Source organism: Roseomonas chloroacetimidivorans (assembly GCF_049629625.1).
Lineage (GTDB): Bacteria > Pseudomonadota > Alphaproteobacteria > Acetobacterales > Acetobacteraceae > Roseomonas > Roseomonas chloroacetimidivorans.
In genome coordinates, this window is the sequence record NZ_JBNBZS010000014.1 from 1 (window position 1) to 25961 (window position 25961).

Genomic DNA, 25961 nt, shown 5'->3' on the forward strand with positions numbered 1-25961 from the left:
CGCCCTCTGGCGCAATGCGCCAGAGGGCGGCCCGCTTCGCTTCATGCGATCCGTGGGCCAAGCCGCACCGCCGGATCAGGCGGCCGGTTCTTCCAGGCCCGGCACGGGGCCGCGACGAACCACCCATGGCACGGCATGGCGATCGGGCATGCTGCCGATCATCCGCGTCACATTGCGCCGGAAGGCCGCGATATGGCGCGCCATGGCGCGTGCCACTGCCGCTGCATCGCGCGCCGCCAGCGCGTCCAGAATGGCACGGTGCTCCTGCAGCACCTCGGGCTGGTGCCCCTCACGCTCCAGCGAGATGAACCAGAACCGCGCCGCCCGGTCATGCAGATTGGCCAGCAGCGCGGAAACGATCGGGTTGCCGGCCGCGCGGGCGATGATGTCGTGGAACTGCCGGTCCAGCAGCATCAGCGCCTCGGTGTCGCGCCGCGCCAGCGCGGCCTCGGTCCGGCGCAAGGTCGTCCCCAGCGCCGAAAGATCCGCCGGCGTGATCCGCGCCGCCGCCAGGCGCGCGGCATGGCACTCGTTCACCGTCCGCACATCGATGATCTGGAGCAGCTCCTCCATATCGATCGGCCGCACCTCGATGCCCTTGCGCGGATGGATGGCCACCAGCCCCTCCAGCCGCAGCCGGGCCAGGGCGTGACGCACGGGCATGCGGCTCAGCCCCAGCACCTCCGCCACCTGCGCCTCGTTCAGCCGGACGCCGGGGGCGAAGCGGCAGGTCACGATGTGGTGCCGGATGGCCTCATAGGCCTGGTCCTTCAGGGGCAGCCTGCGCGCCGGCACGGGCTTACGCAGCGAAGGCATGGCGTTGCTCTTCCTCCCCTGTGGCGCGCCGGGCTTCGCCGGTCCTTCAGGCATGGCCGGCAAAGCGGTGTCCTCCGGCCATGCCCCAGGCGCGATCAGTCCAGCGAGGCGCCGGATATGCGCACCGCTTCGCGCCAGATCGGCGCATCGGCCGCCATGGAAGCCCGGAAGGCCTCAGGCGTGCTGCAGACCGGCGTGGTGCCCAGCCTTTCGAGCGACGCGCGGAAGTCCGCATTCTTGCAGGCCTCGCCCAGCGAGCCCGCCATGCGGCGGATCGCCGCCTCCGGGGTGCCCGCAGGCGCCGCGACGCCGTTCCAGGTCTCCGCGCGGAAGCCCGGATAGCCCTGCTCAGCCACCGTCGGCACGCCCGGCAGGCTCGCCAGCCGCTCCGTCCCAGCGATGGCCAGCACCTTGATGCGCCCGCCATCCAGATGCGGAATCATGTCGGACGGATTTCCGAAATAGGCCGCAACCTCCCCCGCCAGCAGCGCCTGCACCGCCGGTGCGCCGCCGCGATAGGGAATGTGCTGCATCTCAATCCCCGCGCGCGACAGCAGCAGCGCCATGGCCAGATGCGTGGAGGACCCGGTGCCCGCGCTGGAATAATCCAGCTTTCCGCCCTGTCGCTTCGCCAGGGCCACGAACTCCGCCAGGCTGTTCACGCCCAGCTTCGCGCTGACCCCCAGCACCATCGGGTTGCTGGCGACGATCGAGACCGGCGCGAAATCCTTCGCCGGATCGAAGTTCAGATGCATCAGCGCCGGCAGCATCACCATCTGCGAGGCACTGGCGGTGAACAGCGTGTAGCCATCCGGCGCGCTCCGCACCACGGCCTCGGCCGCGATCGCGCCATTGGCGCCGCTGCGGTTCTCCACCACCACGGGCTGGCCCAACGACCGCGACAACCATTCGGCGCTCAGCCGTCCGATCGCATCCGTCACGCCGCCTGGCGCGAAGGGCACCAGCATGCGTACCGGCCGCTCCGGCCACCCCTGCGCCGCCGCCGGTCCGGCCGCGCCCAGCAGCACCGCGAGCCCCAGCCCGATGGAGGCCAGCAAGGGCCGTCGCACCACGCCCCGTTCCGTCGAATTCATTGTGCAGCCCTTATCCCTGTGGGTTGCCCGGCCGGCGCTCTGCGGCGCCATGTCCGGGTCAGGCCGTGCATGCGTTCCCGTGTGTTCCGTCACCCGCCTCGCGGCGGATCAGCGGGGCGTCTCGTCGTAGTAGTGGATCTCGAGCAGCGTGCAGCCCGTCTCGGACTTGAACGGCCCGTGATAGGCGCCCGGCGGACGGCAGGCATAAGCCGCCTTGGTGAAGCTCTCGCCACCCTTGCCCTCGGCATCATTGCCGACGATCAGGTCGCCCGAAACCAGCCACACCTCTTCCCAGTAGTCATGCACGAAGGGCACGGTGGTAAACTCGCCGGGCTGGAAGCGCAGCAGCCGCGTGCGATGGCCGCGCTTGTTCTCCTCGTCCAGCTTCCCGGCCAGGATCTTCTGCTCGATGCCGGCAGGATAGCCCTTCGGCACCTCCCAGCCCGTGCTCGTGTCGGGAACATGGAACTCCAGATGTTCCTTGGTGATCGGCATGTCGGAACTCCTTGCTACAGGGGCGATGATGCGGGGTGGCTCAGGCGATCTCGGCCGCGCGCCGCAGGCTGCTGATCATCGAGACACCAAGCAGATAGGCATGCGCCTTCGCCGGGTCCGCCGCCGCCTCGGCCATGCGCTCGCGGAAGGCACGCTGCGCCTCCGGCTCCTTCGCTTCCAGGTTCTGCTTGTTGGCGATGGTCTGGCGCTGCACATGCTCCACGGTCACGCCGCGCCGCTGGCGGTCATACCGGTCCAGCAGATCCTCCGGCTCGCCATGCCACACGGCCGCCAGATGCGCTGCCAGATTCACCGCGTCATGCACGCCCCCGTTCAGCCCCATGCCGCCGAGCGGGTTGTTGATATGCGCCGCATCCCCCGCCAGCAGCACGCGCCCCAGCCGGTAGCTCTTCGCCACGCGCTGATGCACGCGGTACAGCGTGCGGTGCCTCACCGGGCAATCCGCGAACTCCGCCCCGATCCGCCCGAAGCGTACGCGCCCATAGGCCTCCGTCACCGTCTCCTCGTCCGGCACCTCCGCCGGCACCGGGAACATCGCGCGCCACAGCCCGGGCACGCGCAGCAGGAAGAACCACTCCTCGGGATCCGCGTAATAGGCGACATCCGCCAGATCCGGGATGCGTTCCGCAAGGTCATAGGGCGTGGAGAGCACCAGGAACCGCTCCGGCCAGGTGAAGCCCTCGAACTCGATGCCCGCCGACTTCCGGATCGCGCTGCGCGCGCCATCGGTCCCGATCACGTAGCTGCCCTGTAGGCGCGTGCCGTCCTCCAGCACCACCTCCGCCCCGTCCCCGTGATCCTCGCAGGCCGTGACGCGCGCATTGAAGCGAATCGACACGCCGGGCTTGTCGCGCAGCAGGTCGTACAGGATGCGCGTCAGCTTGAACTGCTCGCATTGCAGCCGGTACGGGTGGCGCGTCACATCCGCCAGCACGCCGAAGTCGAAATCGGCGATGATGCCCTGGTCGCGGCTGCGATACTGCATGCGCGGCGCGACGATGCCCTGCGCGATCATCGCCTCCGCCGCGCCCAGCTCCTCCAGCATGTCGAGCGTCGGCGCGTGGAAGGTGGAGCCCCGCATCTCGCCGGACAACTCGCTCCCGGCTTCCAGCACCACCACCGGCACGCCGCGGCGCGCCAGCCCGGCCGCCGCGACCATCCCTACCGGCCCCGCTCCGACAATGAGCACAGGCTTACGTTCAGACATCCTAGGCTGGGCTCCTTTGAGGCGTGCGGACCTTGCAGCCGATCCTCTGCACCCGCAAGCGTAAAATTTCACTGTGAGATGTCACAGGCGGATCGCGGAAACGGAATCCGCCCGCCCGCGCACGTGCTTCCACCCCTCGGCCACACCCCCTGGCACGCGGCTTGCCGTGCCCTGTCCAGAAGACGAGGACCACCGATGACCGACATGGCCGACCTGCCCGTGCAGCTTCCCGCCGCGCCACAAAGCGCCGCCGCCGCGCGCGCCCGCTTCTTCAATTCGGGCAACGCCTTCAACATCAAGCTTCCGCCCGTGCCCGCCGCCGACTTCGCAGCCGTGCTGGAGACGGCTGAAGCCCCGGACGCACCCACCGGCCTCTACGACTGCGACCAGTCACAGGCCCTGGGCTGCGCCTTCCCCGCCACCACCCCGCTGATGCTGGCCCGCTACGCCCGCATCCGCGCCGGCGAATCGCTGAACCTCGCCCTGAACGCCAATGCCGTCATCGCCTGCGTCCTGCGCGGCACCGGCGATGTCCCGGGTGCCGATTCCTTCGCCTGGGGTCCCGGCGACATCGCCCTGCTCCCGGGCGGCGCCCCCACCCTCCGCGCCGCCACGGATTCCCTGGTCTGGATCGTGACGAACGAACCCCTGCTGGCCCTCGAAGGCCTCCGCCCCACCCCCGGCGCCCTGCCCGCCATTCACTATCCGGCCGCGGAAACCGAACGGCAGCTCGCCCTGCTCGCCACCACCACGACCAGTCCCGGAACCTCCGGCCTCGCCGTGATCTTCTCCTCTCAGGAGCTGGAGTCCGGCCGCAACATCACCCCCAGCCTCACCCTCTCCCTCAACACCCTGCCACCGGGCGAATACCAGCGCCCGCACCGCCACAACTCCGCGGCGATCACGCTCATCCTGCAGGGTGAAAACTGTCACTCGATGGTCGGCGGCCAGCGCTGCCCCTGGCGCATCGGCACCACCCTCGTCACCCCGGCGGGGGATCCGCACTCGCACCACAATCCCGGTGCCGTGCAGGCGCGCTTCCTGATCGTGCAGGATGGCGGGTTGCACTACCACGCGCGCACCATGGGCTTCAGCTTCCTGGAAGACTGACACCCCACCTCTCGCACACCCTTTGACGGGCCGGTCCTATTGGCCTGTAGTCGGGCGCCCGCCAAGGCGGCCCGCCGCCCGGAAGGCCGGCCCGTCGCCGATGCCGGAGCAGAGTCAGGAAGGTTGATCGTGAACGACATGTCCCGGCCGATCGAAGGCCCCCGCCTGGTCGCGCTCTCCGGCAGCCCCGCGCCACAGTCCAGAACCGCCAGCCTCGCGGATCACGTCCTCGCCGCCCTGGAGGCCGAGGCATCCGGCGCCGTCCATATCCGCCTCGGCGAACTCGACCCCGCCGCCCTGCTCCGCGCCGATATCACCGAACCCGGCATCGCCAGGGCCGTCGCGGCGGTGGAGCAGGCGGAGGGCGTCATCATCGCCACGCCCATCTACAAGGCCGCCTATTCCGGCCTGACGAAGGTCTTCCTGGACCTGCTGCCGCAATTCGGCCTAGCCGGAAAGGCCGTGCTGCCGCTCGCCACCGGCGGCAGCCCCGCCCATGTCCTCGCCCTCGATTACGGCCTGCGCCCCGTCCTGCACTCCATGGGCGCGCGCTACGTCGTGCAGGGCGTCTTCGTCTCGGCCTCCCAGATGTCCATGGTGGATGACCGCCTGGAACTGGCGCCCGAGAGCAGCGCCATGCTGGGCGAGGCGATCCTCCACTTCCGCCACGCCATCCGCGGCGCCGACCGCCCGGCCTTGCTCGGCCACCCGCGCCCGGCCCGCGAGACGACCATTTAGGGCCACGACCGCCCCACGCGCCGGCTGCCTCGCGGCCGGCGCAGGCCCTCGCACCGGGACATGTGGCTCCCCAGCCTGCAACGATCGACCGTCCAGGACGTAAAGCTGCCCATGGACGGGAGTCCCGATGGCCGAGGACGAACAAACAGAACGCCGGCAAAGGGTTCTCGCCGACTTCGGTGACTTCGCACTGGAATGCGACGACCTCGACCAGATCCTGACCGAGGCCTGCCGCCTGGTGGGCGAGGTTCTGGAAACGGGCCGCGCCAAGGTTTTGGAAATCCAGCATGGGCAGAACTGCCTGCTCGTCCGGGCGGGCGTGGGCTGGGAACCCGGCATCGTCGGCCATCTCCGCATGCCCATGGGTGCCCGGTCCTCCGAGACCTACTCGATCGAGGTCAAAAGGCCTGTCATCTCCCAGGACATCGCGAAGGATGATCGCTTCGATGTACCCGGCTTCATGAGGGACGCCGGGGTGGTCGCCCTGCTGAACGTGCCGATCCTCCTGCCCGGCAAGAAGGCCTATGGCCTCCTCCAGGTGGACGACACGAAGCCGCGCGACTTCGGCGAGGATGACATCCAGTTCCTCCGCACCTACGCCACCATCCTCGGCCCGGTCATCGACCGCCTTCTCAAGGTGACCGAGCTGCGCGCCAGCGAGGAGCGCTTCCGCCTCACCGTGGAGACGGCGCTCGACTACGCCATTTTCGTGTCGGACCCGGAGGACCGGATCACCGACTGGCTGCCCGGCGCGCAGGCGGTCTTCGGCTGGACCGCGGAAGAGGCCAAGGGCCAGTCCAGCTCCATCCTGTTCACCCCCGAGGACCGGGCGAGGGGCGAGGACAAGAAGGAGATCGAGACCGCCAGGGCCCAGGGCCTGGCGCCGAATGTGCGCTGGCATATCTGCAAGGATGGCTCCCTCGTCTTCATCGAGGGTTCGGTCCGCGCGCTGCGTGACCCCAACGGCGCCCTGCGCGGCTTCCTCAAGATCGGCCAGGACGTTACCGAGCGCCGCGCCTCGGAGGAACGGCTGCGCGAGAGCGAGGAGCGCTTCCGCCAGTTCAGCGAGGCCTCCTCCGACCTGATCTGGATCCGGAACGCCCGGACAATGTGCCTGGAATATCTCAGCCCGGCCTTCGAGACGATCTACGGCCGGCGCCGAGAGGAGCAGCTCGCCGATGACAGGCTGGAGCGATGGGCCGAGCTCATCCACCCCGAGGACCGGGAGGAGGCGATGGCCAGGCTGGAGCGCATCCGCCAGGGCGAGCGTCTCAGCTTCGAATTCCGGATCATCCGCCCCTCGGATAACGAGGTGCGCTGGATCAGGAACACGGATTTCCCGCTTTTCGACGCGTCCGGCCATGTGCAGCGCCTGGCCGGCATCGCGGAAGACGTGACGGAGGAAAAAGCAAGCGCCGCCCGGCTGGAAGTCCTGGTGGCCGAATTGCAGCACCGCAGCCGCAACCTCCTGGCCGTGATCTCTTCGGTGGCCGCCAAGACGCTGGAGCAGGGCGGCTCCGTCGAGAGCTTCCGGACCCGCCTCCGCGCCCTCAGCCGCGCGCAGGGCCTGCTCAGCCAGTCCGGCACCGACACGGTGGAACTGGGTGCGCTCGTGCGGGCCGAGCTGGCCGCCCACACCGATGCAGGCCCGCCCAAGATCACCATCGCCGGCGGCAGGGTGCGGCTCACCTCACGCCAAGTGCAGAACTTCGCGCTGGCCCTGCATGAACTGACCACCAACGCCGTGAAATACGGAGCCCTGCGCGGCGATGCGGGCCAGCTCTCCGTCACCTGGGCCGTGCGCCCCAGCGAAAGGGACCGCCGTCGCCGCCTGACCCTCACCTGGACCGAGAGCGGCGTCAACGTGCAGCCTGCAAGCGCATCCCGGCGCGGCTATGGGCGGGAGCTGATCGAAAACGCGCTCTCCTACGCGCTGCGCGCCAAGACTGATTACGTCCTCGGGCCGGATGGCGTGCGCTGCCGGATCGAGCTGCCGCTGGCCTGAGGCATGCCAGGTTCACGCGCCTTCAGTTGCCCCGTCCTGCTGCTAGAAGGGTGGCTTCATCCCCGGGGCGACTCCGCTCCGGCAGCCCGTCCTAACCTATGCCACAACGCAGGCGGTCAAAACGCGGCACCCTGCGCCGTTGATTCCGGAAGAGAGATATGATGCCTGAAGCCGCAGGCCCCTTGGCCGGCAGCCGCGTCCTGCTGGTCGAGGACGAGTATCTGATCGCGGACGAGATGCGCGACTGGCTGCACCGCGCCGGCGCCAGCGTCATGGGCCCCGTCCCGGATGTGGAGCAGGCTCTCGACCTCATCGACGAGCAAGCCGGCACGCTCGACGCGGCAGTGCTGGACGCGAATCTGGGCGAGGGCGAAACCGCCTATCCCATCGCGGACCGGCTCGATGAGCTGGGCGTCCCCTATCTCTTCGCAACGGGCGATGTGCGGCTCATCGACGAACCCTCCTATCAGGGCCGCCCAAAGCTGGAAAAGCCGGTCATGGAGCGCGAACTCCTCAAGGCGCTTGCCCAGCTTCTGGAAATGGCCCCAGCCCGGCACGCCTGACGCCACCCGCCGAACCAGCCTGCGCGCCCCAGGGGCGCGCCTTGGCCGGGTAAGCCCCTACTACTCCTCCTCCTCGACCGTGCCCGGCCCCCGTTCCAGCCGGCTCCGCACCGCCGTCAGCTCCTCCAGCCAGCGCTCCAGCATCGCCCGCAGCCCCTCGGGGGTTACGCCCTCCACGCTGTCATGGCGCGACACCACCACGCGCTGCTCTTCCGGCAACTCCACCCGCGCCCAGCGCGTCAGCCCGTGCAGCGCCAAAGCCAGCGCCAGCGCATCCCCCTCCTCCACATTGATGGCGAGGGAGAACACGATCGTCCCGTAATGCCAGGCCAGGGCGGGGGGCTCCTCCTCCTCCACCGGGTCCATCAGCTCCACCTGGAAGGGCAGCGGCGCCCCGGCCTGCACCAGGAAGGCCGGCGCCTCGTCATCGTCCTCCGGCTCGCCCTCCACGATCTCCAGCCCGGCCTCGCGAAGTAGCCCCTCCACATGGATCGGCCGCAGCCCCTCCATGAACGCCTCCGCCTCCCCCAGCGCCGTCTCATGGATGATGGAGGCCGAAAGCGCATAGGCCGGCTCCCAGCCGAAGGCATCGGTCAGCGCCTCCAGCATCGTCCGGGCCAGCGAGGCGCATCCCGCCTCATCCAGCGGCGGCAGGTCCCGCGACCAGTCCTCCCGCCCTTGCGGCGCCAGGGTCAGCCCCAGCGTCTTCAGCACCGTCGCCCTCTTGCGCGGCGTGACCGGCAGCTTCGCGAAGGCCCCCTTCGGCGCGAAACGCCCGGAGGCCACCTCCACCGCGCTGCTGGCATAGGGCGCGGAGAAAACCTGGACATAGGCCGCCTCCCCCACCCCCGGCAGCATGGCCGAGACGGTGAGGAACCGCATGTCACCCAGCGCCCAGTCGACTCCCTCCTCCTGCGGGTCCCATAGGCAGGTCGCCATCACGGCGCGCGTCAGCTTGCGCAGCACTTCCCCCTGGGAGGTGCGCGCCCCGGCCCGATGGAGCGTCCAGCCCCGAGTGCGGCGTTCCATGGTCATCGGGAAAATCGGTCGTTCGTCACCCCGCCATTCTTGGGCGGGCGAGCCGGATCGCCAAGTGCCCCCCCGGAACTCATCGCCCTGGACAGCCCCACCCCCAAAGGTGTTCCTGCCGGAAGCATGAACCCCTCGCAGCCCCCCTCACCGTTCGACGAGGGCGCCCTCGTCCTCTTCTCCGGCGGCCAGGATTCCACCACCTGCCTCGCCTGGGCCCTCGACCGCTTCCCCCGGGTCGAGACCATCGGCTTCGACTACGGCCAGCGCCACCGCGTCGAACTCGAATGCCGCGCCACCCTGCGCGAGCGCCTGCGCGCCCTGAACCCCGGCTGGGCCACCCGCCTCGGCGAGGATCACACTATCGCCATCGAAGCCCTCGGCGCCCTCTCCGACACAGCCCTCACCCGCGAAACCGAGATCGCGATGCAGGCGGACGGCCTGCCCAATACCTTCGTCCCCGGCCGCAACCTCGTCTTCCTCACCCTCGCCGCCGCCCTCGCCTATCGCCGCGGCCTCCGCCACATCATCGGCGGCATGTGCGAAACGGACTTCTCCGGCTACCCGGATTGCCGCGACGACACCATCAAGGCCCTCCAGGTCGCCCTCAATCTCGGGATGGAGCGCCGCTTCGTCCTCCACACCCCGCTCATGTGGATCGATAAGGCCGAAACCTGGCGCCTTGCCCAGCGCCTCGGCGGCGATGCCCTGCTCCGCCTGATCGTCGAGGACACCCACACCTGCTATCTCGGGGAACGCGGCCCGATGCATCCCTGGGGCCATGGCTGCGGCACCTGCCCGGCCTGCGAACTCCGCGCGGCCGGCTGGCGGCGCTTCGCGGAGCAGCCGGTTCCCTGACGAGCCCCCCCAGCCCCGGCTGCCCGGGCCGGCATCAGCCTCGCCGGCAAAGCCCCATCAAGGAAGCACCCGAAGGCGTGACCGGCTCCGAAAGAATTGGTTTGCCCCTTACCTGGCCTATGGCTACCAGTCCTCCGATTCAGAATGGTTCTTACCGCCCCATGGAAGTCGACGCATCGGTTGTAGAGGACGCGCTGCGAATCGCCGCCAGGGCAGCAAAACTGGGCGGCAGCACGCTGCTGCAAGTCCTGGATGAGCTTCCGGCGCCGATCTACATCACCAATTCGGATGGCGTCATTACCCATTACAACCGGGCCTGTATCGCCTTTGCCGGGCGCAGGCCGCGTATCGGCGAGGATCGCTGGTGCGTGACCTGGAAGCTCTACACGGAGAAGGGCGATTTCCTTCCGCACGACCAGTGCCCGATGGCGACCGCGATACGGGAAAGGCGCGTTGTCCGGGGCATCAAAGCCGTCGCCGAGCGCCCGGATGGCAGCCGCGTGCCTTTCTTGCCCTATCCAACGCCCCTGTTCGACGACGAGGGGAACCTCATCGGTGCGGTGAACCTGCTGCTCGAGGTGACCGGGCAGAACCAGGCGAAGTCCCTGCGTGCACAGGCCGAGAGATGCCGCCGGCTGGCAAGGCTCGTCGCCGACCCGAAAACCCTGGCTGTCCTGGAAGCCATGGCCGCCGAATACGAGGAAAAGGCGCTTCGGCTAGACCAGAGAAACTGATCGGTCCTGCCTCGCCAAGACCCGCTGAGCAAGCTGAGGATCGGCACCTCACGAACCAGGTCAGGTCATCCAAAGTAACCGCCCCTCCAGGGGCGCGGCCCAACCCCAGCGCGCCGGACCGCAACGGGCGGAAGCACGCCCCCGCATTCCGCCCGCCTCACGAAGCCTGACGGGCCCGGATCACCGCCTGCCCGGCGGAAGCACCATGCAGGGCCCGCGCACCGCGCGGCACGTGCCGCGCGCCTGTGTGGCGGATAGTCCCGTCACCCGCGCGCGCCACAGCCGCGAGCCCCGCACCCGCACCACCTCTACCCGCCCGCCCCGCGCCGCCGCGCGCCGCGCCGCCGCCTGCGCGGAACCCTGCGTGCCGAAGGCGCCCACCTGCACGCCCCAGCCCCCCCGCGCGGGCGCCGCGCGCCGCACCGGCTTCGGCCGCGGAAGCGGCCGCGCCATGGCGACCGGCCGGACCGGCGTCACCGGCAAATCGCGCAGCACCGTCCGTGCCGGCGCGGCATTGGCCGTGCCCACCAGCCGCAGCCCGTTGCGCGCGGCCATCATCATCCCCGTGCCGCGGTCGCGCTCCAGCTCCTCGAAGCCGCTATCCAGCAGCGCCATCACATGCACGTCGCGCTCCCGCGCCGTCGCACCGCCGAACACCACCGCGATCAGCCGCCGCCCGTCGCGCATCGCGCTGGCGGCCAGGTTGAAGCCGCTCGCGCGGATATAGCCCGTCTTGATCCCATCCGCGCCGTCGTAACCCGTCAGCAGCCGGTTGTGGCCGGAAATGTAGCGGCCTTTGTAGCTGAAGCCGGAGGCGCTGAAATAAGCGTATTGCTCCGGAAAGTCCTGGACGAGCCGGCGGCTCAGCACCGCGATGTCGCGCGCGGTGGTCACCTGCTTCGGATCCGGCAGGCCCGACGCGTTGCGGAAGGTGGTGCGCGACATGCCGATCTGGCGCGCCTTGCGGGTCATCATCCGCGCGAAGGCCGCCTCGCTGCCGCCGGCGAGATGCTCGCCCAGCGCCGTGGCCGCATCATTCGCCGATTTCGTCACCAGCGCCATGATCGCATCGCGCACCCGGATCGCGCTGCCCGCCCGCAGCCCGAGCTTCGAGGGTTCCACGAGTGACGCATGCCGGGAAACCCGGATCAGCGTCTTCTCGGTCAGCGTGCCGCGCCGCAGTGCATCGAAGGTCAGATACAGCGTCATCATCTTGGTCAGCGAAGCCGGATAGCGCAGCTCATCGGCATCCACGGCGAACAGCACCTTGCCGGTTTCCGCCTCCTGCACGAAGGCCGCGTAACGCTCGCTGTCGATCTGCGCCGATGCCGTCCGCGCGACGAGCAGCGGCAAAAGAAACACGACGATCCCCACGGTACGCAGCACGCATGCGCGCCAGCCCCCGGCGTCGCTGAAAGTCCACATCGGACAGGCCCCCCTGCCGCGCGGCATCCCCCCCGGGCGCCGCGCGCATCTCCCCATCCCGCCAGAGGCCAGGCTCATGGCGGGCCCGCCGGTGCCGACCAATGCCATGGCTTCCACGGCACCGGATTGGCCGTGCGGCACCGGCCAGGGCGAAGCATGCATATCCGGAAGAGATGGCAAAGCACATTCGTCCCGTCATCCGCAGAAGATACATCCCGTCACCGAAGCATCGGCCTCCGCGTACCCGCACCGCCACACGCAACGGCCTTGCTGATCACGAAAAGTCTTATTGCATTTTCGCACTGTTCCGGACGTTGTAACGGGCGTTCCGAACCAAGAAACGGAACCAGCAAAACCAGAAATCAGAATGGAGGAACCCCTTGGCCACCATCATCGGGACCGACGCGTCGGAGTCCCTCACCGGCACCACGGGCGACGACCGCATCGAAGGCCGCGGCGGCAACGACAAGCTGGCCGGCCTCCAGGGCAAGGATCGCATCTTCGGCGACGTCCCCGACAATCTCACGCCAACTGGTGAGGACAATGTCACCGGCGGCGACGACACCCTCGATGGCGGCGACGGTGACAACACCCTCTACGGCGATGCCGGGGAGGACCTCCGAACATCCCTGGCGACCGAGGCCCGCGTCTATGGCGGCAAGGACACCCTCACCGGCCGCGCGGGCAACGACGTCATGTATGGCGATGCCGGCGCGATGTTCTTCGCCTATGGCGAAACCTCTATCCATGGCGGCGACGACATCCTCTCCGCCGGCAATGGCGACAACAAGCTCTACGGCGATGCCGGCGGCGACTTCTACGGCCAGTCCACGGACGGCTCCACCACGGGCGGCAATGACAGGCTGGAAAGCGGCGGTGGCAAGGATCTGCTCGTCGGCGATACCGGCGGCTCGATGCGGACCGTGGAAGGCGGCATCCATGGCGGCGATGACGCTCTCTTCGCGGGCAGCGGCAATGACCGGCTGTATGGCGATGCCCTGGGCAACATCGAAGCGTCATTCTTCGGCTGGGGCGGCGGCGGTGACGACCAGCTCTGGGGAGAGGACGGGGACGACCTGATGGCCGGCGATGCCGGCGGCCATATCCGGGCCAGGGAGGCCGATCTCACTGGCGGCGACGACATGCTGGCCGGCGGCCTCGGCCAGGACACTCTCTATGGCGACGCCGCGGACCGCCTGATCGCGCTGGAGGAGGGCACCGTGACGGGCGGCGCCGACGACCTCACCGGCGACCGGGGCGACGACCGTCTCTACGGCGATGCCGGCGATGCAATGACAGCGACGAGCGGAGGCCAGGTGACCGGCGGCGCCGACAATCTCGATGGCGGCGCGGGCGACGATACCCTCTATGGCGATGCCGGCACCGATATGCGGACCACCTACGACGTGTCCGTGACCGACACCCCGCCCACCATCCTCGGCGGCAACGACAAGCTGTCCGGCGGCGTCGACGACGACAAGCTCTACGGCGATGCCGGCAACCGGATGATCGCGGACCGCGACAGCACGGTGACCGGCGGCGACGACAGGCTCGACGGCGGCAGCGGCGACGACATCCTGGCGGGCGACAGCCGCAACGGGATTTTCGCCCTGAATTCCGATGCTCTGGCCGTCGGCGGCGCGGACACGCTGGCGGGCGGCACCGGCGACGACACGCTCTACGGCGACACGGGCGGGGAAATGCATGCTGATGCCGAGGGCGATGTCCGCGGCGGCAACGACACCCTGGATGGCGGCGATGGCAAGGACCGCCTCTACGGCGATGCCGGCAAGGATTTCTTCGCCGGCTCCTCCGATGGCGACACCCAGGGCGGCAACGATACCCTCAGCGGGGGCCGCAACGACGACCAGCTCTTCGGGGATGCCGGCGGCGACTTCGTGGCCACCGAAGCCAGGGTCGTCGGCGGCACTGATGATCTCGACGGCGGCGCGGGTAACGACCTTCTGGTCGGCGATGCGCGCGGCGACCTCATCTCCCGCTTCGGCTCCACGGTCCGCGGCGGCGCCGACACCCTGTCCGGCGGCGACGGAACGGACCGGCTGGTCGGCGATGCCGCGGGCGACATGCGGACGGAGGACTTCACCTTCCTCAACGGCGGCAATGACACGCTTGATGGCGGCAACGGCAATGACAGGCTCTACGGCGATGCGATGGGCAGCATCATCGCGGATGACCGCAGCACCATCACCCTCGGCAACGACACGCTGAACGGCGGCACGGGCGCGGACATCCTCCACGGCGATGCCGGCGGCACGATCACGCGGCTTGGCCCGGACAGCACCATCACCGGCGGCAGCGACACACTGAATGGCGGCGACGGCAACGACACGCTCTGGGGCGACTGGGGCGCCGACACGCTCTCGGGCGGCACCGGCTCCGACCGCTTCAACTTCGCCGCGGGCGATGGCGGAACGACAAGGGCGACGGCCGACCTCATCCTGGACTTCCTGCGCGGCGAGGACCGGATCGGCCTCGATGCCGGCCTCACCTTCGCGGAACTGACGCTGGATTCCAGCGCCAATTACGGGGGCGGCGCGACCAACGACACGGTGCTCCGCATCACCGCGACCGGGGAGTTCCTCGCCACCGTGCAGGATGTCAGCATCCTCAGCCAGTCCGACTTCTTCATGGCCTGATGACCCCGTCCGGCCGGCGGCATCCACCGCCGGCCGGCCAAGTTTCATCCCGGATGCGCCTCGGCCCAGCGCCCGTTCTGCGTGCGCCCGCCATAGCCATAGGCATCCCCATCCGCCGCATGCACGAGGACATAGCTTTCCTCATGCAGCGGCCCGAGGATCTCCCCCATCCGCGCGAAGGCCGCCGCCACGAAGCGCGCCGTCTCCGCCTTGGTGTTCGTCCCGGCCGTGATTTTGATATCCAGCCAGAAGGCCGAAAGCCCGTCCTCCGCTGGCCTGCGCCCGGCAATGAACCAGGCCTCCGGATCCGCCGGCTCGACCAGCACGGCCGTGACGCCCGGATCCTTGCCGAGCGCCTCGGCCCCGAGCCTTGCGGCCTCCGCTGCAATGCGCGCCCGCAACTCCGGGCGTGGCGAGGGTGTCACGTAGCGGACCGAGATCATGGGCATGTCAGCCTCCTCCGATTGACAGCCCCGGATCTAGAACGCTCCCATCCCACGCGGAACGCTATGGTTCCCACTTCTCATCATTGCAGAATCCTATGCTCGACCTTGAATCCGTCCGGCTCTTCATCCTCGTCACCGAATTCGGGAATCTGACCCGGGCGGCCGAGGCCGCGGGCACCGTCCAGCCCGTCGTCAGCCAGCGCCTCAAGGCGCTGGAAGGCGCGGTCGGCCGCAAGCTGCTGGAGCGCACGCCGCGCTTCGTCCGCCTGACCCCGGACGGAACCGCCTTCCTCACCCGGGCCCGCGCCCTCCTCGCGGCCCATGACGCCGCCCTGGGCTTCGCCGATGCGCCCCCGATGCGCCTCGCCCTCGGCCTCAGCGACCACGCCGCCGGCGCCGGCCTGGAACAACTGATGCGCCATCTCCGCACCGCCCTCCCGCCACACGCGGTGGTCGAGGTCCGGCTCGGCATGTCCCAACCCCTCCGCACCGCCTTCGACGCGGGCGAACTGGATGCCGCCATCCTCCGCCGGGAGGGCGGCGGCCCGGATGGCGAGTTCCTGGGCCCCGATCCCCTGGGATGGCGTGCCGCCGAAAACCTGACCCTTCCACCGGACGCACCGGTTCCCCTCGCGACGCTCGGCCCACCCTGCGGCGTGCGCGCCGCCGCCATCCGTCATCTCGAGGGAATCGGCCGGCCCTGGCGGGAGGTCTTCATCGGCGGCAGCTGCGCCGCGCTGCTGGCCGCCGTGAAAGCCGGCCTCGGCATCGCCCCCATGGGCGCCGTCGCCTCCGGCCGGATGCCCGATCGCGGCCCCGCCCTGGGTCTGCCCTCCCTTCCGCCCTCGGAGATCATCCTGCACGCCCGCGCCGGATCACCCGCCATCGCCTCGGCCATGCGGGTGCTGGAAGGGGCGATGCGGGCCGTCCTGCGCGGAAACAACGGCCCGGAGCTCCTGCCCTGAGCCGCCCGGCTCAGCCTGGCCAGACCACCTCCTGGTCCAGCGGATAGATCGGCCGATTCAGCCCCGTGAACGGCGTGCGTGACAGCACCGGGCTCACCATCCCCGGCCCATCCACCTCGAAGATCCGGTCATCCGTCGCCAGTTGGTCGAAGCCCGCGCGGAAATGCCCGCGCGACTTCACGACGATGCAGCGCATGGCCTCCAGATCCACGCCCAGCATCTCCGCCATGGCCGGCTCATGCCATTGCCGCCGCAGAGATCCCAGCACGACCAGGATCCCGCTCTCCACCAGCTCCAGCAGCGCCGCCGGCCCCAGATCGAAGCGCCGCCCCGCATTCGTTCCCCGCCGCCCGATACCCTTCCCGTCCGAAAGCCGCCGCACCACCGCGGCCGCCATGAAAGTATCGGCAAAGGGCGAAGGCGTGCGATTGAACACCGCCTCGATCCGCGCCCCTTCGCCGGCCACATGCACCTCCGCCGCCAGCACCGGATCGACAAACACGCCGAGCACCACGCCCTTCGCCCGCGCCGCATGCAGCGCTGCCAGGATGGCCGAGGTGTTTCCGCCCCCGCCTCCGCCCGGATTATCCGCCACATCCGCCAGGATCATCCGCGGCCTCGACGGATCCTCGCCCGTCGCCACCGCCTCCGCCACTGCATCCTCGATGGAGGTGAGATTCATCCGGAACCGCTCGCGCTCCGCCCAGAGCCGTCCCGCGATCGCCTCCGCCGAGGCCCGTGCCTTTGCCCCATGCCCCGGCTTCGCCGAGGCCCAGACGCAAAGCCCGCATTTCGGGATGTCGGAGTAAACGAACCCGCCGGTCACCGAGATCTCCAGCAGGTCCGCATCTGCCTCCCGCAGCCGCGCCGCCTCGCGGATCGCCTGGGCATAAGGAAGATCGCCGCTGCTCAGCAGCGTCACGCTCGGCGCCACCATCGGCAGGCGGATGAAATGCGTCTCGGGCCGCCCCATCCCGCCCAGCCGCGCGCGCAGCGCATCCGCCGCATCCGCCGCTCGTTCGCGCATATCGACATGCGCGTTGGTCCGGTAGGCGATCAGCATATCTGCCAGCGCGGCCTGCCGGTCCGAAACATTGCAGTGCAGATCAAGCGTGCCGACGACCGGCACATCCGGCCCCACCACCTCCCGCAGCATGGCCAGCACCGCACCGTCCGTATCCGCCTCCTCCACGGACCGGCTGGCGCCATGCGATCCGACATAGACACCGTCCACGGGCCCCGCCGCCTCCAGCCGCCGCCGCGCGGTGGCCAGGAACTCCGGAAACAGCCCGGGCTCCATCATCCCGCCCGGCGGCGCCGCGATGACGATCAGCGGCACCGGCTCCCAGGGCCCCGTCGCATCCATCCGCGCATAGAAGCCCGGGATCTCCGCCGGCAGCGCCGTCACCGCCGCGCGCCCGCCCTCGGTGATCTGCTCTCCCTCTGCCCAGGAAAGCTCCTCGAAATCCCGCCGCGTGGTCAGCGGCGCGAAGGCATTCACCTCCAGATGGAGGCCAAGGATGGCGATGCGGGGCGTGGACAAGGGAGCCTCCTGAAACACGGCCCGCCAAGGCTGCGCGCCGTGCCGCCCGCCTGTCGAGGCCCCGCAACGAAAAAGGGCCGCCCCAACCGGGGCGGCCCTCCATTCATTCCCAGCGGGACGGTCACCCGTCCCGGAAGGATCACTCGTCGGTGGAGAGGTTCCGGCGACGGATCGCCGCACCCAGGATGTCGCCGAGCGAGGCGCCGCTGTCGGAGGTGCCGAACTCCTTTACGGCCTCGCGCTCCTCCTCGATCTCCTTGCCCTTGATCGTCAGGGCCAGGCGGCGGGCAGCGCGGTCAATACCCGTCACCTTCGCATCGACCTTCTCGCCGATGGCGAACTTCTCGGGACGCTGGTCATTCCGGTCGCGGGCCAGCTCGGCGCGGCGGATGAAGCCCGTCAGGACCTCGTCAACCTTCACCTCGATGCCGTTGCTCTCGACCTTCGTCACGATGCAGGTCACGACATCGCCCTTGCGGACCTTGTCCAGAACCTCGGCGGCCGGATCGGCCTCAAGCTGCTTGATGCCGAGCGAGATGCGCTCCTTCTCGACATCCACATCCAGCACCTTGGCCTTGACCATGTCGCCCTTGTTGTACTGGGCCATGGCCTGCTCCGGCGCCAGATCCCAGGACAGGTCGGACATGTGGACCATGCCGTCGATCTCCGGCGCCAGACCCACGAACAGACCGAACTCGGTGATGTTGCGGATCTCGCCCTCGACGATCGTGCCGGGCGGGTTCTGCTCCATGAAGACTTCCCAGGGGTTGCCCTGGGCCTGCTTCAGGCCGAGCGAGATACGGCGCTTCGGCTCGTCCACATCGAGGATGACCACCTCCACTTCCTGCGAAGTGGCGACGATCTTGCCCGGATGGACGTTCTTCTTCGTCCAGGACATCTCGGAGACATGCACCAGGCCCTCGACGCCCGGCTCCAGCTCCACGAAGGCGCCGTAGTCGGTGATGTTCGTCACGCGGCCCGAGAACTTGCCCTGCACCGGGTACTTGGCGGCCACGCCCTCCCACGGATCGGACATCAGCTGCTTCATGCCGAGGCTGATGCGCTGCGTCTCCGGGTTGAAGCGGATCACCTGCACCTTCACCGGCTGGCCGATGGTCAGGGCCTCGCTCGGGTGGTTGATGCGGCGCCAGGCGATGTCCGTGACATGCAGCAGGCCATCGACGCCGCCCAGGTCCACGAACGCACCGTAGTCGGTGATGTTCTTGACCACGCCGTCGAGCACCATGCCTTCCTTGAGGCCCTGGATCAGCTCGGAACGCTGCTCCGCACGGGTCTCCTCGAGCACCGCACGGCGCGACACCACGATGTTCCCGCGGGCGCGGTCCATCTTCAGAATCTGGAAGGGCTGCGGGGAGCCCATCAGCGGCCCGACATCGCGCACGGGGCGGATATCGACCTGCGAACCCGGGAGGAACGCCACCGCACCGCCGAGGTCGACGGTGAAGCCACCCTTCACGCGGCCGAAGATCACGCCGTTCACGCGCACGCCAGCCTGGAACTGCTTCTCGAGATTGGTCCAGGCCTCTTCGCGCCGCGCCTTCTCGCGCGACAGGACGATAGAGCCGTCCCGGTCCTCATAACGCTCAACGAAAAGCTCAATCAGGTCGCCCGGCTTCACCTCAGGCTTCTGGCCCTGGGGAGCGAACTCGCGCAGGGGAACGCGCCCCTCGCTCTTGAGGCCCACATCGACGACCGCGACATCATCATCGATACGGATCACCTTCCCCGTGACGACCGAACCGGCAAAGCCGGTGTCAGCGCCGAGGGTGGCGTCGAGAAGGGAGGCAAAGTCCTCGCCGCCGGCACCCGGCCGGTCGAGGGTGGTGGCAGAAGCCATGCAGCAATATGTTCCTGAATGACGACCCGAAGGCCATCAAGGGGGTCCTGCGCCCCATTCCCTGGCCGCCCCTCAAAGGGGTCGCGGCCGGACTGGCACGACTTGCCCGACCTCTGGCCGGACCTGCTGGGGGATCGCCCACCCCCGGGATGGGGATGCAAGCGGGCAACCGGAAACACGAGGTATCCGGCCGCAGCTTCCATCTATGCCATTGCCGGGCATTCTGCAAGGAATGCTTGCGCTTTCCCTGCCCCCGGGCCCCTCGCAATACCGGCCGGGGGCCGGGCCTGCCCGGAAGCAGCCTGCCCGCCTCCTGGAACCGCCGAGGGCGGAGCGGATCTCCGCCGCACCGCCCAGCTCGGACTCAGTCGGCCTGCAAGCCCAGTTCGCGCGACACGGCCTGCCAGCGCGCCGCGCTCTCGGCCGTCCAGCGCACGAGATCAGCCTCGGGCACGACAAGCGGGTCGACAAAGGCGGCCCTCAGCTTCTCCTCGAACTCCGGGGTGCGGCCTCTGGACATGGCCTGGCGCAGGGCGGCCACCACCGGAGCGGGCGTGCCCTTACGCACGAAAAAGCCGGTCCACAGGCCCACATCATAGCCCGGCAGCCCGGCCTCGGCGAAGGTCGGCACTTCCGGCAGGGCCGAGGCGCGGCGGGAGGTAGAGGCCGCCAGGGCCCGGAAGGCGCCCGAGCGGATATGCGGGGTGGAGGTGGCCGTCGTGTCGAAGCCGAAATCGACCTCGCCGGACAGCATGGCCGTCACCAGCGGGGCGGAGCCGCGATAGGGAACATGCGTCGCCTCGATGCCCGCCATCTTCAGGAACGTGGCTGCGGCCAGGTGGGAGGAGCTGCCATTGCCGACTGAGCCGTACATCAGCGGCTTCTGCTTCGCCTCGGCGATGAAGTCCTTGAGATTGGTGGCCCTTACCTTGCCGGGCAGGACAGAGAGGATGTTCGCCACCTCCCCGATCGTGCCGACCGGCACGAAGTCCTTCGAGGCATCGACGCCGCCGCGCGGGTAGAGCACGGGGTTCACGCCCAGGATCGCCATGCTGCCCAGCAAGATGGTGTAGCCATCGGCCTCGGCGTTCAGCGCGGCCAGCGTGCCGACATTGCCGCCCGCGCCGGCCCGGTTCTCCACCACGACGGGCTGGCCCAACATGCGGCCCAGCAGATCCGCGCCCAGGCGGCCCGATATGTCCATCACGCCGCCCGGCGGAAAGGTCACGATGACGCGCAGCGGCCGGTCAGGCTTCCAGCCTGCATCCTGCGCCGCCGCACTCCGGAGCGCCACGACCGCCAGCGCTCCGCCCAGGGCTCCGATTGCTCCACGTCTGCTCGTCATCGCGACACCGCCCCACTCCATCCTTCGGCCAGCCCGTAACATGGGAGAAGCAGCTGGCCTACTTGCCCGGTGGACGGCAACGCATCCCCTTCCGAAGGCCCCGCGGTTCGGTCACAGGCACCGCTTCATGCCGGCTCAGTCGCTGCAACACGCGGACTGAGCTTCCCCGCCTCCGCCCAAGCACTGTTCAGTGATGTGACAGAACCGGGAGACGGGTCGGCAAACCCAGGCGTCGCTGACGCGCTTCTTCTTTCCCGCCGCGCACAAGATGGCAGCACCGACCTGGCGAGTTGGATGGCATGACCCGATCGCACGTCCTGCGGTGGCTGCTCTGGGCCGGCATTGCCTCGGCTTGCCTTCTCGCGGTCGCCACCCTGTCCTCTCCACTCTGGCTCGGGCCTACCATCGCGCGGCAGGCCTCAGCCGTCCTCGGGCGCCCGGTCGCCGTTGGTCGGGTCGTTCTTCGCCCGGGGAGCCCGCTGACGATCACCGCGGACGAGGTGTTGGTCGGAAACCCCCCGGACTTTCCAACTGACGAGGAGCCGCTGCTCCGGCTCGGACGGCTCGCCATGCAGTTGGAGGTCGGCGCCTTGCTGCGCCGGAGAGAGGTCGTCATCCCCTCTGTCGAGCTGACCAGGCCAGTGGTCCGTCTTGTCTCCCTGCCGGACGGCCGCAGGAACTACGGCTCGGAACTCGGCAGCCGCCTGCTCGAAACGCTGGCCGGTTCGAAGATCGGCCCTGTCCGTATCCAGGATGGCCAGGCGCGCGTGTCGCTCGCCGACCCGCAAGCGGAGCTCGATCTGAAGATCAAAACGGTCGAAGGCTCGGAACTGGGGCCGAACGCAATCCATGCCGAGGCGCGCGGCACCTACACCGACGAACCCACCCAGGCCACACTCCTGCTGGGCGGGGGCAGGGAATGGCACGAGCCATCGGCCTCCTGGTCGTTTGATCTGGATCTCACGAACGGGCCCACACGGGCTTCGGCAAACGGCCTTGTGCAACAGCCCCTGAAGCCTCGGACTGCCGCCCTCGATCTCTCCATCAGCGGTCCGGACATGGCACGGCTGGCTCCGCTCACCGGCGTTAGCCTGCCGCACACCCCTCCCTACGACCTTCGTGGGAAGCTGCATTATCTGGAGAACCGGTTCCAGTTCAACGGCATCAGCGGGCGAATGGGGAAGAGCGACGTCCAGGGAACGCTGACAGTCATCAAAGGGCGCGAGCGGCCACTGATCACGGCCGATCTTTCATCCCGAAGCGCCGATCTCCGCGATATCACCAGCCTGATCACTGGCGAGCCAGGGCCGCCCGGAACGCCCGGCCAGACCCCGGAGCAGCAAGAGCGGGCGGAGCAGGTCAGCAGGGCCGCACGTTCAAGTTCACGCCTACTGCCGAGCAAGCCGATCAACATGCAGCGGCTGAGAAGGGCCGACACGCATCTCGTCTATCGGGCCGAGAGCATCAAAGGGCGCTCCATGCCCTTCGATGACCTGGCCATGCGCCTGGAGATCGTGGACGGCGCCGTCGCCCTGCGGCCCCTGAGCTTCAAGGTCGGGCAAGGCCGGATCAGCGGCGACATCCAGCTATCGCCCAAATCGGAGGAGGCCGTGAATGGCCGGGCGGACATCCGCTTCGACCGGCTCGACCTTGCCCGGCTCATGCAGACAACAGGCCGTCACCAGGGGAGAGGGGCGTTGAGCGGGACGGCCCGTGTCGAAGGCACTGGTCGCTCCCTGGCGGAGATCCTGGGAAATGGAGATGGCGCCTTGACCCTCTCCATGACCGATGGCGACCTCAGCAAGCTCCTGGTGGATCTGGCAGGACTACGCCTTGGCAGCGCCCTGCTCACCTCCCTGGGCGGGGAGCAGCGTACACGGGTCGAGTGCTTCCTGGCGGATATGGAGCTGCGGCGCGGCAGGCTGTCCACCCGGGCATTGCTACTCGAGACGGAGGACGCCGTGACACAGGGCCAGGGTGCCGTGGACCTGAAGCGTGAACAGGTACAGATCCGTCTGCGGACGGAGTCAAAGCGCCTGACGATCGGCGTCCTGCCCACCGCACTCCTGATTAGCGGAAGCCTCAAGGCACCGAACGCCGCGCCTGCTCGCCCCGAAGGGACGGGCGGCGCCATTGCTGACCTTTTCTCGGCACTGCCGACGGTCCAGCTGGGCATCGGGGACGATCCACGCTGCGAAAGGCTGGTTCGTCGGGCGAGGCGCGGCTAAGCGGCCGATCCTCATCGATCAGCCCGAGGGGCCTTGCCACGATTGCAACGCCGCATAGGCTCGCCCGCCTCTCCTCCGTGGCGCCCTGCGGCCCCAGGCAGTCCTGCACGACCTCCCGGCACCGACCGCCTCAGGGCTCTGCCAGCAACGTCCGGCCTGGCCCTCTCCACACCCTGCCGCCGCGTCCGGGACAGGCGCGAAGCCGTCATCGGCGCCCGGCCGGATTCATCATCGCTGTTCGCCCAGGGCGGCGCTCAGCCCCGGGCGCAGGCACCACCACCGGTCAAGCCCGCAACACGTCCTATGCGTCCAGCCGCGCCTGCACCAGCAGCAGCGCCTCGCGGAACGCCGCCTCGGCATCCAGCCCGGTCGTGTCCAAAAGCACCGCATCCTCGGCCGGCCGCATCGGCGCCACATCCCGCGCGGCATCCCGAGCGTCGCGCACCGCCATCTCCGCGGCCACTTCCTCCAGCGGCACAGCCTCTCCACGCGCCTGCCGCTCCAGCCAGCGCCGATGCGCCCGCGCCTCGGGCGAGGCCGTGACGAACAGCTTCACCCGCGCATCCGGGCAGACCACCGTTCCGATGTCCCGCCCATCCATCACCCCGCCATGCCGGGCGGCAAAGTTCCGCTGAAAGTCCAGCAGCGCCGCACGCACCGCCGGCTGGGCCGCCACCTGGCTCGCCCCCTGGTCCACATCCGGCCCGCGCAGATCCGGCCGCGCCAGATCGGCCGGTGTCAGCGCCCGCGCCGCCGCCTCGGCCGCCGCCGCATCCGTCGGCAGCCCGCCGGAAAGCAGCACCCGCCGCGCGACCGCCCGGTACAGCAGCCCGGTGTCCAGATAGGGCAGCCCCAGCTCGGCCGCGAGCCGCCGCGCCAGCGTTCCCTTGCCCGCCGCCGCCGGCCCGTCCACCGCGATCACCACGGGCTCTGTCAGCCCCTCCGGCATGGTCCCGTCCGGGGCCGAGCCGCTCACGCGCCGCTTCCCGGCGGCACCATGACCGCCTCGCCCGCAATCCGATTCATGATCCCGATGAAATCCGGAAAGGAGGTCTCGATGAAGGCGGAGTCATCCACCGCCACCGGCCTCTCCGAGGCCAGCCCCATCACCAGGGCCGACATGGCGATCCGGTGGTCCATATGCGTCTCGACCACCCCGCCGCCGGGCACCGGCGACCCATCGCGCGCGATGACCAGGTCATCGCCCTCCACAACCGCCTGCACCCCGTTCGCCGCCAGCAGCGCCACGGTCGCGGCCAGCCGGTCGCTCTCCTTCACCCGCAGCTCCGCCAATCCCCGGAACCGGCTGGTTCCCCGCGCAAAGGCCGCCGCCACCGCCAGCACCGGGTACTCGTCAATCATGGAAGGCGCCCGCGCGCCCGGCACATCCACCCCGCGCAGCTCAGAGAAGGCCGCGGTGATGTCCCCCACCGCCTCCCCGCCCTCAACCCGCTCATTCGAGACGGTGAGCGACGCCCCCATCTCCCGCAGAGTCTGGAACAACCCGGTCCGCAGCGGGTTCAGCCCCACCCCCTCCACGGTCACGGAGGAACCCGGCACCAGCAACGCCGCCACCAGCGGAAAAGCCGCCGAGGACGGATCGGCCGGCACCACCACCGGTGCGGCCCGCAGCTCCGGCTGCCCGTCCAGCTCGATGATCCGCCGATTCCCTTCCGCCTCGACGCGGACCGCCGCACCGAAATGCCGGAGCATGTTCTCCGTATGGTCGCGCGTGGCCTCGCGCTCCACCACCCGCGTCGTTCCGCGCGCGCAAAGCCCGGCCAGCAGCACCGCCGATTTCACCTGGGCGGATGGCACGGGCACCTCGTAATCCAGCGGCAACGGATCCGCCGCCCCTTCCACCGCCAGCGGCAACCGCCCGCCCGACCGTCCCGCGAATCGGGCGCCACAGGCCGCAAGCGGCTCCGTCACCCGCCTCATCGGCCGCTTCCGCAGGGAAGCATCGCCCGTCAGCACCGCGAAAATCGGATGCCCCGCCAGCAGCCCGCAGATCAGCCGCGCGGCCGTGCCCGAATTGCCCATGTCCAGCACATCGGCCGGCTCCACCAGCCCGCCCACGCCTCGCCCGGCCACGCGCCAATGCCCCGGCGCCATACGCTCCACCTCGGCCCCCAGCGCCCGCATGGCGGCCGCCGTGCGCAGCACGTCCTCGCCTTCCAGCAGCCCGGTGATCTCGGTCGTTCCCACCGCCAGCGCCCCGAACATCAGCGCGCGATGGGACACGGATTTGTCCCCGGGAACGGTCAGCCGCCCCTGCAGCCCCCGCCCATGTCGGGGCGCCGAGGCCCGCATCGGAACCACAGCCGGAGGCGGGACATGATCGGACATCAGCGGCACTGGCCCCCAAAAAATTTGCGGCGGAATTGGGGTCGCGGCGTTTGACACGCCCCGGCCCCCATGGCAATGCGCGCCGCCCTTTCGCACACCCCGGTCCGCCCTCCGCGGGCCCATCCGAGGCTTCCCTGATGGCCCTTGCCGAACTTGGCCTCAAGCGGACCTGCGTCGCCTGCGGTGCCCGCTTCTACGACCTGACCCGCACGCCCGCCGTCTGCCCGAAATGCGGGACCGAACAGCCCGCCGAACAGCCCCGCGCCCGCCGCGCCGCCCCGCCGCCCGAGGAGAAGGTCCGCAAGCGCGCCGTCGTCGTGGAGGGCGCCGAGACCGATGACATCGAGGTGGATGACGCCGACCCCGATGTGGCCGACGACCTCGACGACGCGGACGATCCCGAGGAGGATCTGGGCGAGGAACTCGACGTCGAGACCCGCGAGGACGACGAGGAGCGCTGACCGCCTGCGGAGGC

General features: G+C 69.4%; 22 protein-coding genes. 10 read left to right on the forward strand and 12 right to left on the reverse strand.

The window, feature by feature from the left end:
• Positions 1 to 75: 75 nt before the first annotated feature.
• The 4 genes from ACO1BU_RS12515 to ACO1BU_RS12530 form a co-directional block, all read right to left on the reverse strand.
• Positions 76 to 816, reverse strand: a complete 741-nt coding sequence (locus ACO1BU_RS12515; protein WP_424136285.1) for a GntR family transcriptional regulator — start codon at positions 814 to 816, stop codon at positions 76 to 78.
• Between the two features lie 95 nt (positions 817 to 911).
• A complete protein-coding gene (locus tag ACO1BU_RS12520) occupies positions 912 to 1910 on the reverse strand; it encodes a Bug family tripartite tricarboxylate transporter substrate binding protein (protein ID WP_424136286.1) in 999 nt (332 codons plus the stop codon).
• A 108-nt stretch (positions 1911 to 2018) separates the two neighbouring features.
• Positions 2019 to 2405 carry a cupin domain-containing protein gene (locus ACO1BU_RS12525; protein WP_424136287.1) on the reverse strand — a complete coding sequence of 129 codons (387 nt, stop codon included), beginning with the start codon at positions 2403 to 2405 and terminating at the stop codon, positions 2019 to 2021.
• Between the two features lie 40 nt (positions 2406 to 2445).
• On the reverse strand, positions 2446 to 3633 hold the full coding sequence (locus ACO1BU_RS12530) for an FAD-dependent oxidoreductase (RefSeq protein WP_424136288.1): 1188 nt from the start codon (positions 3631 to 3633) through the stop codon (positions 2446 to 2448).
• Positions 3634 to 3828: 195 nt separating this feature from the next.
• Between ACO1BU_RS12530 and ACO1BU_RS12535 the strand changes: the two genes are divergently transcribed.
• From ACO1BU_RS12535 to ACO1BU_RS12550, 4 genes are all read left to right on the forward strand, one after another.
• A complete protein-coding gene (locus ACO1BU_RS12535; protein WP_424136289.1) occupies positions 3829 to 4743 on the forward strand; it encodes a cupin domain-containing protein in 915 nt (304 codons plus the stop codon).
• A 138-nt stretch (positions 4744 to 4881) separates the two neighbouring features.
• Positions 4882 to 5481 carry an NADPH-dependent FMN reductase gene (gene ssuE, locus ACO1BU_RS12540; RefSeq protein WP_424136411.1) on the forward strand — a complete coding sequence of 200 codons (600 nt, stop codon included), beginning with the start codon at positions 4882 to 4884 and terminating at the stop codon, positions 5479 to 5481.
• 127 nt (positions 5482 to 5608) lie between these two features.
• Positions 5609 to 7486 carry a PAS domain S-box protein gene (locus tag ACO1BU_RS12545; RefSeq protein ID WP_424136290.1) on the forward strand — a complete coding sequence of 626 codons (1878 nt, stop codon included), beginning with the start codon at positions 5609 to 5611 and terminating at the stop codon, positions 7484 to 7486.
• 161 nt (positions 7487 to 7647) lie between these two features.
• Positions 7648 to 8049: a response regulator gene (locus ACO1BU_RS12550; RefSeq protein ID WP_424136291.1), complete on the forward strand. Its 402-nt coding sequence runs from the start codon at positions 7648 to 7650 to the stop codon at positions 8047 to 8049.
• Between the two features lie 60 nt (positions 8050 to 8109).
• On the opposite strand, the gene ACO1BU_RS12555 is transcribed toward ACO1BU_RS12550, so the two are convergent.
• Positions 8110 to 9078, reverse strand: a complete 969-nt coding sequence (locus ACO1BU_RS12555; RefSeq protein ID WP_424136292.1) for a hypothetical protein — start codon at positions 9076 to 9078, stop codon at positions 8110 to 8112.
• Positions 9079 to 9204: 126 nt separating this feature from the next.
• Between ACO1BU_RS12555 and queC the strand changes: the two genes are divergently transcribed.
• Both queC and ACO1BU_RS12565 read left to right on the forward strand, forming a co-directional pair.
• A complete protein-coding gene (gene queC, locus ACO1BU_RS12560) occupies positions 9205 to 9936 on the forward strand; it encodes a 7-cyano-7-deazaguanine synthase QueC (RefSeq protein WP_424136293.1) in 732 nt (243 codons plus the stop codon).
• Between the two features lie 77 nt (positions 9937 to 10013).
• A complete protein-coding gene (locus ACO1BU_RS12565) occupies positions 10014 to 10670 on the forward strand; it encodes a PAS domain-containing protein (protein WP_424136294.1) in 657 nt (218 codons plus the stop codon).
• 180 nt (positions 10671 to 10850) lie between these two features.
• Here ACO1BU_RS12565 and ACO1BU_RS12570 read toward each other — a convergent pair whose 3' ends face one another.
• Positions 10851 to 12095, reverse strand: coding sequence for a serine hydrolase (locus ACO1BU_RS12570; protein ID WP_424136295.1), 1245 nt, complete (start codon positions 12093 to 12095; stop codon positions 10851 to 10853).
• A gap of 380 nt (positions 12096 to 12475) precedes the next feature.
• Here ACO1BU_RS12570 and ACO1BU_RS12575 point away from each other — a divergent pair, with 380 nt between their 5' ends.
• Positions 12476 to 14752, forward strand: a complete 2277-nt coding sequence (locus ACO1BU_RS12575; protein ID WP_424136296.1) for a calcium-binding protein — start codon at positions 12476 to 12478, stop codon at positions 14750 to 14752.
• A gap of 44 nt (positions 14753 to 14796) precedes the next feature.
• On the opposite strand, the gene ACO1BU_RS12580 is transcribed toward ACO1BU_RS12575, so the two are convergent.
• A complete protein-coding gene (locus tag ACO1BU_RS12580) occupies positions 14797 to 15201 on the reverse strand; it encodes a tautomerase family protein (RefSeq protein ID WP_424136297.1) in 405 nt (134 codons plus the stop codon).
• A gap of 92 nt (positions 15202 to 15293) precedes the next feature.
• Between ACO1BU_RS12580 and ACO1BU_RS12585 the strand changes: the two genes are divergently transcribed.
• Complete coding sequence (locus tag ACO1BU_RS12585) at positions 15294 to 16163, forward strand: LysR family transcriptional regulator (protein WP_424136298.1); 870 nt, start codon at positions 15294 to 15296, stop codon at positions 16161 to 16163.
• A 10-nt stretch (positions 16164 to 16173) separates the two neighbouring features.
• Here the strand turns inward: ACO1BU_RS12585 and ACO1BU_RS12590 are convergent, their stop codons facing one another.
• From ACO1BU_RS12590 to ACO1BU_RS12600, 3 genes are all read right to left on the reverse strand, one after another.
• Entirely contained in the window at positions 16174 to 17706 is a 1533-nt protein-coding gene (locus tag ACO1BU_RS12590) for a M81 family metallopeptidase (protein WP_424136299.1), read from the reverse strand.
• A 139-nt stretch (positions 17707 to 17845) separates the two neighbouring features.
• A complete protein-coding gene (rpsA, locus tag ACO1BU_RS12595; protein ID WP_424136300.1) occupies positions 17846 to 19564 on the reverse strand; it encodes a 30S ribosomal protein S1 in 1719 nt (572 codons plus the stop codon).
• A 364-nt stretch (positions 19565 to 19928) separates the two neighbouring features.
• Positions 19929 to 20909 (reverse strand): Bug family tripartite tricarboxylate transporter substrate binding protein, encoded by a 981-nt coding sequence (locus ACO1BU_RS12600; RefSeq protein WP_424136301.1) that lies wholly within the window; start codon positions 20907 to 20909, stop codon positions 19929 to 19931.
• 299 nt (positions 20910 to 21208) lie between these two features.
• Between ACO1BU_RS12600 and ACO1BU_RS12605 the strand changes: the two genes are divergently transcribed.
• Positions 21209 to 23137 carry an AsmA family protein gene (locus ACO1BU_RS12605; RefSeq protein ID WP_424136302.1) on the forward strand — a complete coding sequence of 643 codons (1929 nt, stop codon included), beginning with the start codon at positions 21209 to 21211 and terminating at the stop codon, positions 23135 to 23137.
• A gap of 301 nt (positions 23138 to 23438) precedes the next feature.
• On the opposite strand, the gene ACO1BU_RS12610 is transcribed toward ACO1BU_RS12605, so the two are convergent.
• Positions 23439 to 24086, reverse strand: coding sequence for a (d)CMP kinase (locus ACO1BU_RS12610; RefSeq protein ID WP_424136412.1), 648 nt, complete (start codon positions 24084 to 24086; stop codon positions 23439 to 23441).
• Between the two features lie 23 nt (positions 24087 to 24109).
• On the reverse strand, positions 24110 to 25450 hold the full coding sequence (aroA, locus tag ACO1BU_RS12615) for a 3-phosphoshikimate 1-carboxyvinyltransferase (protein WP_424136413.1): 1341 nt from the start codon (positions 25448 to 25450) through the stop codon (positions 24110 to 24112).
• Between the two features lie 173 nt (positions 25451 to 25623).
• On the opposite strand from aroA, the gene ACO1BU_RS12620 reads away from it, so the two are divergent.
• Positions 25624 to 25947: a TIGR02300 family protein gene (locus ACO1BU_RS12620; RefSeq protein ID WP_424136303.1), complete on the forward strand. Its 324-nt coding sequence runs from the start codon at positions 25624 to 25626 to the stop codon at positions 25945 to 25947.
• Positions 25948 to 25961: the final 14 nt, after the last annotated feature.

Coding starts and splice junctions, on each gene's coding strand:
- ACO1BU_RS12535 (WP_424136289.1), top strand. CDS start 3,829: ATGACCGACATGGCCGACCTGCCCGTGCAGCTTCCCGCCGCGCCACAA.
- ACO1BU_RS12550 (WP_424136291.1), top strand. CDS start 7,648: ATGCCTGAAGCCGCAGGCCCCTTGGCCGGCAGCCGCGTCCTGCTGGTC.
- ACO1BU_RS12620 (WP_424136303.1), top strand. CDS start 25,624: ATGGCCCTTGCCGAACTTGGCCTCAAGCGGACCTGCGTCGCCTGCGGT.
- ACO1BU_RS12585 (WP_424136298.1), top strand. CDS start 15,294: ATGCTCGACCTTGAATCCGTCCGGCTCTTCATCCTCGTCACCGAATTC.
- queC (WP_424136293.1), top strand. CDS start 9,205: ATGAACCCCTCGCAGCCCCCCTCACCGTTCGACGAGGGCGCCCTCGTC.
- ACO1BU_RS12605 (WP_424136302.1), top strand. CDS start 21,209: ATGACCCGATCGCACGTCCTGCGGTGGCTGCTCTGGGCCGGCATTGCC.
- ACO1BU_RS12600 (WP_424136301.1), bottom strand. CDS start 20,909: ATGACGAGCAGACGTGGAGCAATCGGAGCCCTGGGCGGAGCGCTGGCG.
- ACO1BU_RS12530 (WP_424136288.1), bottom strand. CDS start 3,633: ATGTCTGAACGTAAGCCTGTGCTCATTGTCGGAGCGGGGCCGGTAGGG.
- ACO1BU_RS12520 (WP_424136286.1), bottom strand. CDS start 1,910: ATGAATTCGACGGAACGGGGCGTGGTGCGACGGCCCTTGCTGGCCTCC.
- rpsA (WP_424136300.1), bottom strand. CDS start 19,564: ATGGCTTCTGCCACCACCCTCGACCGGCCGGGTGCCGGCGGCGAGGAC.
- ACO1BU_RS12555 (WP_424136292.1), bottom strand. CDS start 9,078: ATGGAACGCCGCACTCGGGGCTGGACGCTCCATCGGGCCGGGGCGCGC.
- ACO1BU_RS12515 (WP_424136285.1), bottom strand. CDS start 816: ATGCCTTCGCTGCGTAAGCCCGTGCCGGCGCGCAGGCTGCCCCTGAAG.
- ssuE (WP_424136411.1), top strand. CDS start 4,882: ATGTCCCGGCCGATCGAAGGCCCCCGCCTGGTCGCGCTCTCCGGCAGC.
- ACO1BU_RS12545 (WP_424136290.1), top strand. CDS start 5,609: ATGGCCGAGGACGAACAAACAGAACGCCGGCAAAGGGTTCTCGCCGAC.
- aroA (WP_424136413.1), bottom strand. CDS start 25,450: ATGCGGGCCTCGGCGCCCCGACATGGGCGGGGGCTGCAGGGGCGGCTG.
- ACO1BU_RS12580 (WP_424136297.1), bottom strand. CDS start 15,201: ATGCCCATGATCTCGGTCCGCTACGTGACACCCTCGCCACGCCCGGAG.
- ACO1BU_RS12570 (WP_424136295.1), bottom strand. CDS start 12,095: ATGTGGACTTTCAGCGACGCCGGGGGCTGGCGCGCATGCGTGCTGCGT.
- ACO1BU_RS12525 (WP_424136287.1), bottom strand. CDS start 2,405: ATGCCGATCACCAAGGAACATCTGGAGTTCCATGTTCCCGACACGAGC.
- ACO1BU_RS12610 (WP_424136412.1), bottom strand. CDS start 24,086: ATGCCGGAGGGGCTGACAGAGCCCGTGGTGATCGCGGTGGACGGGCCG.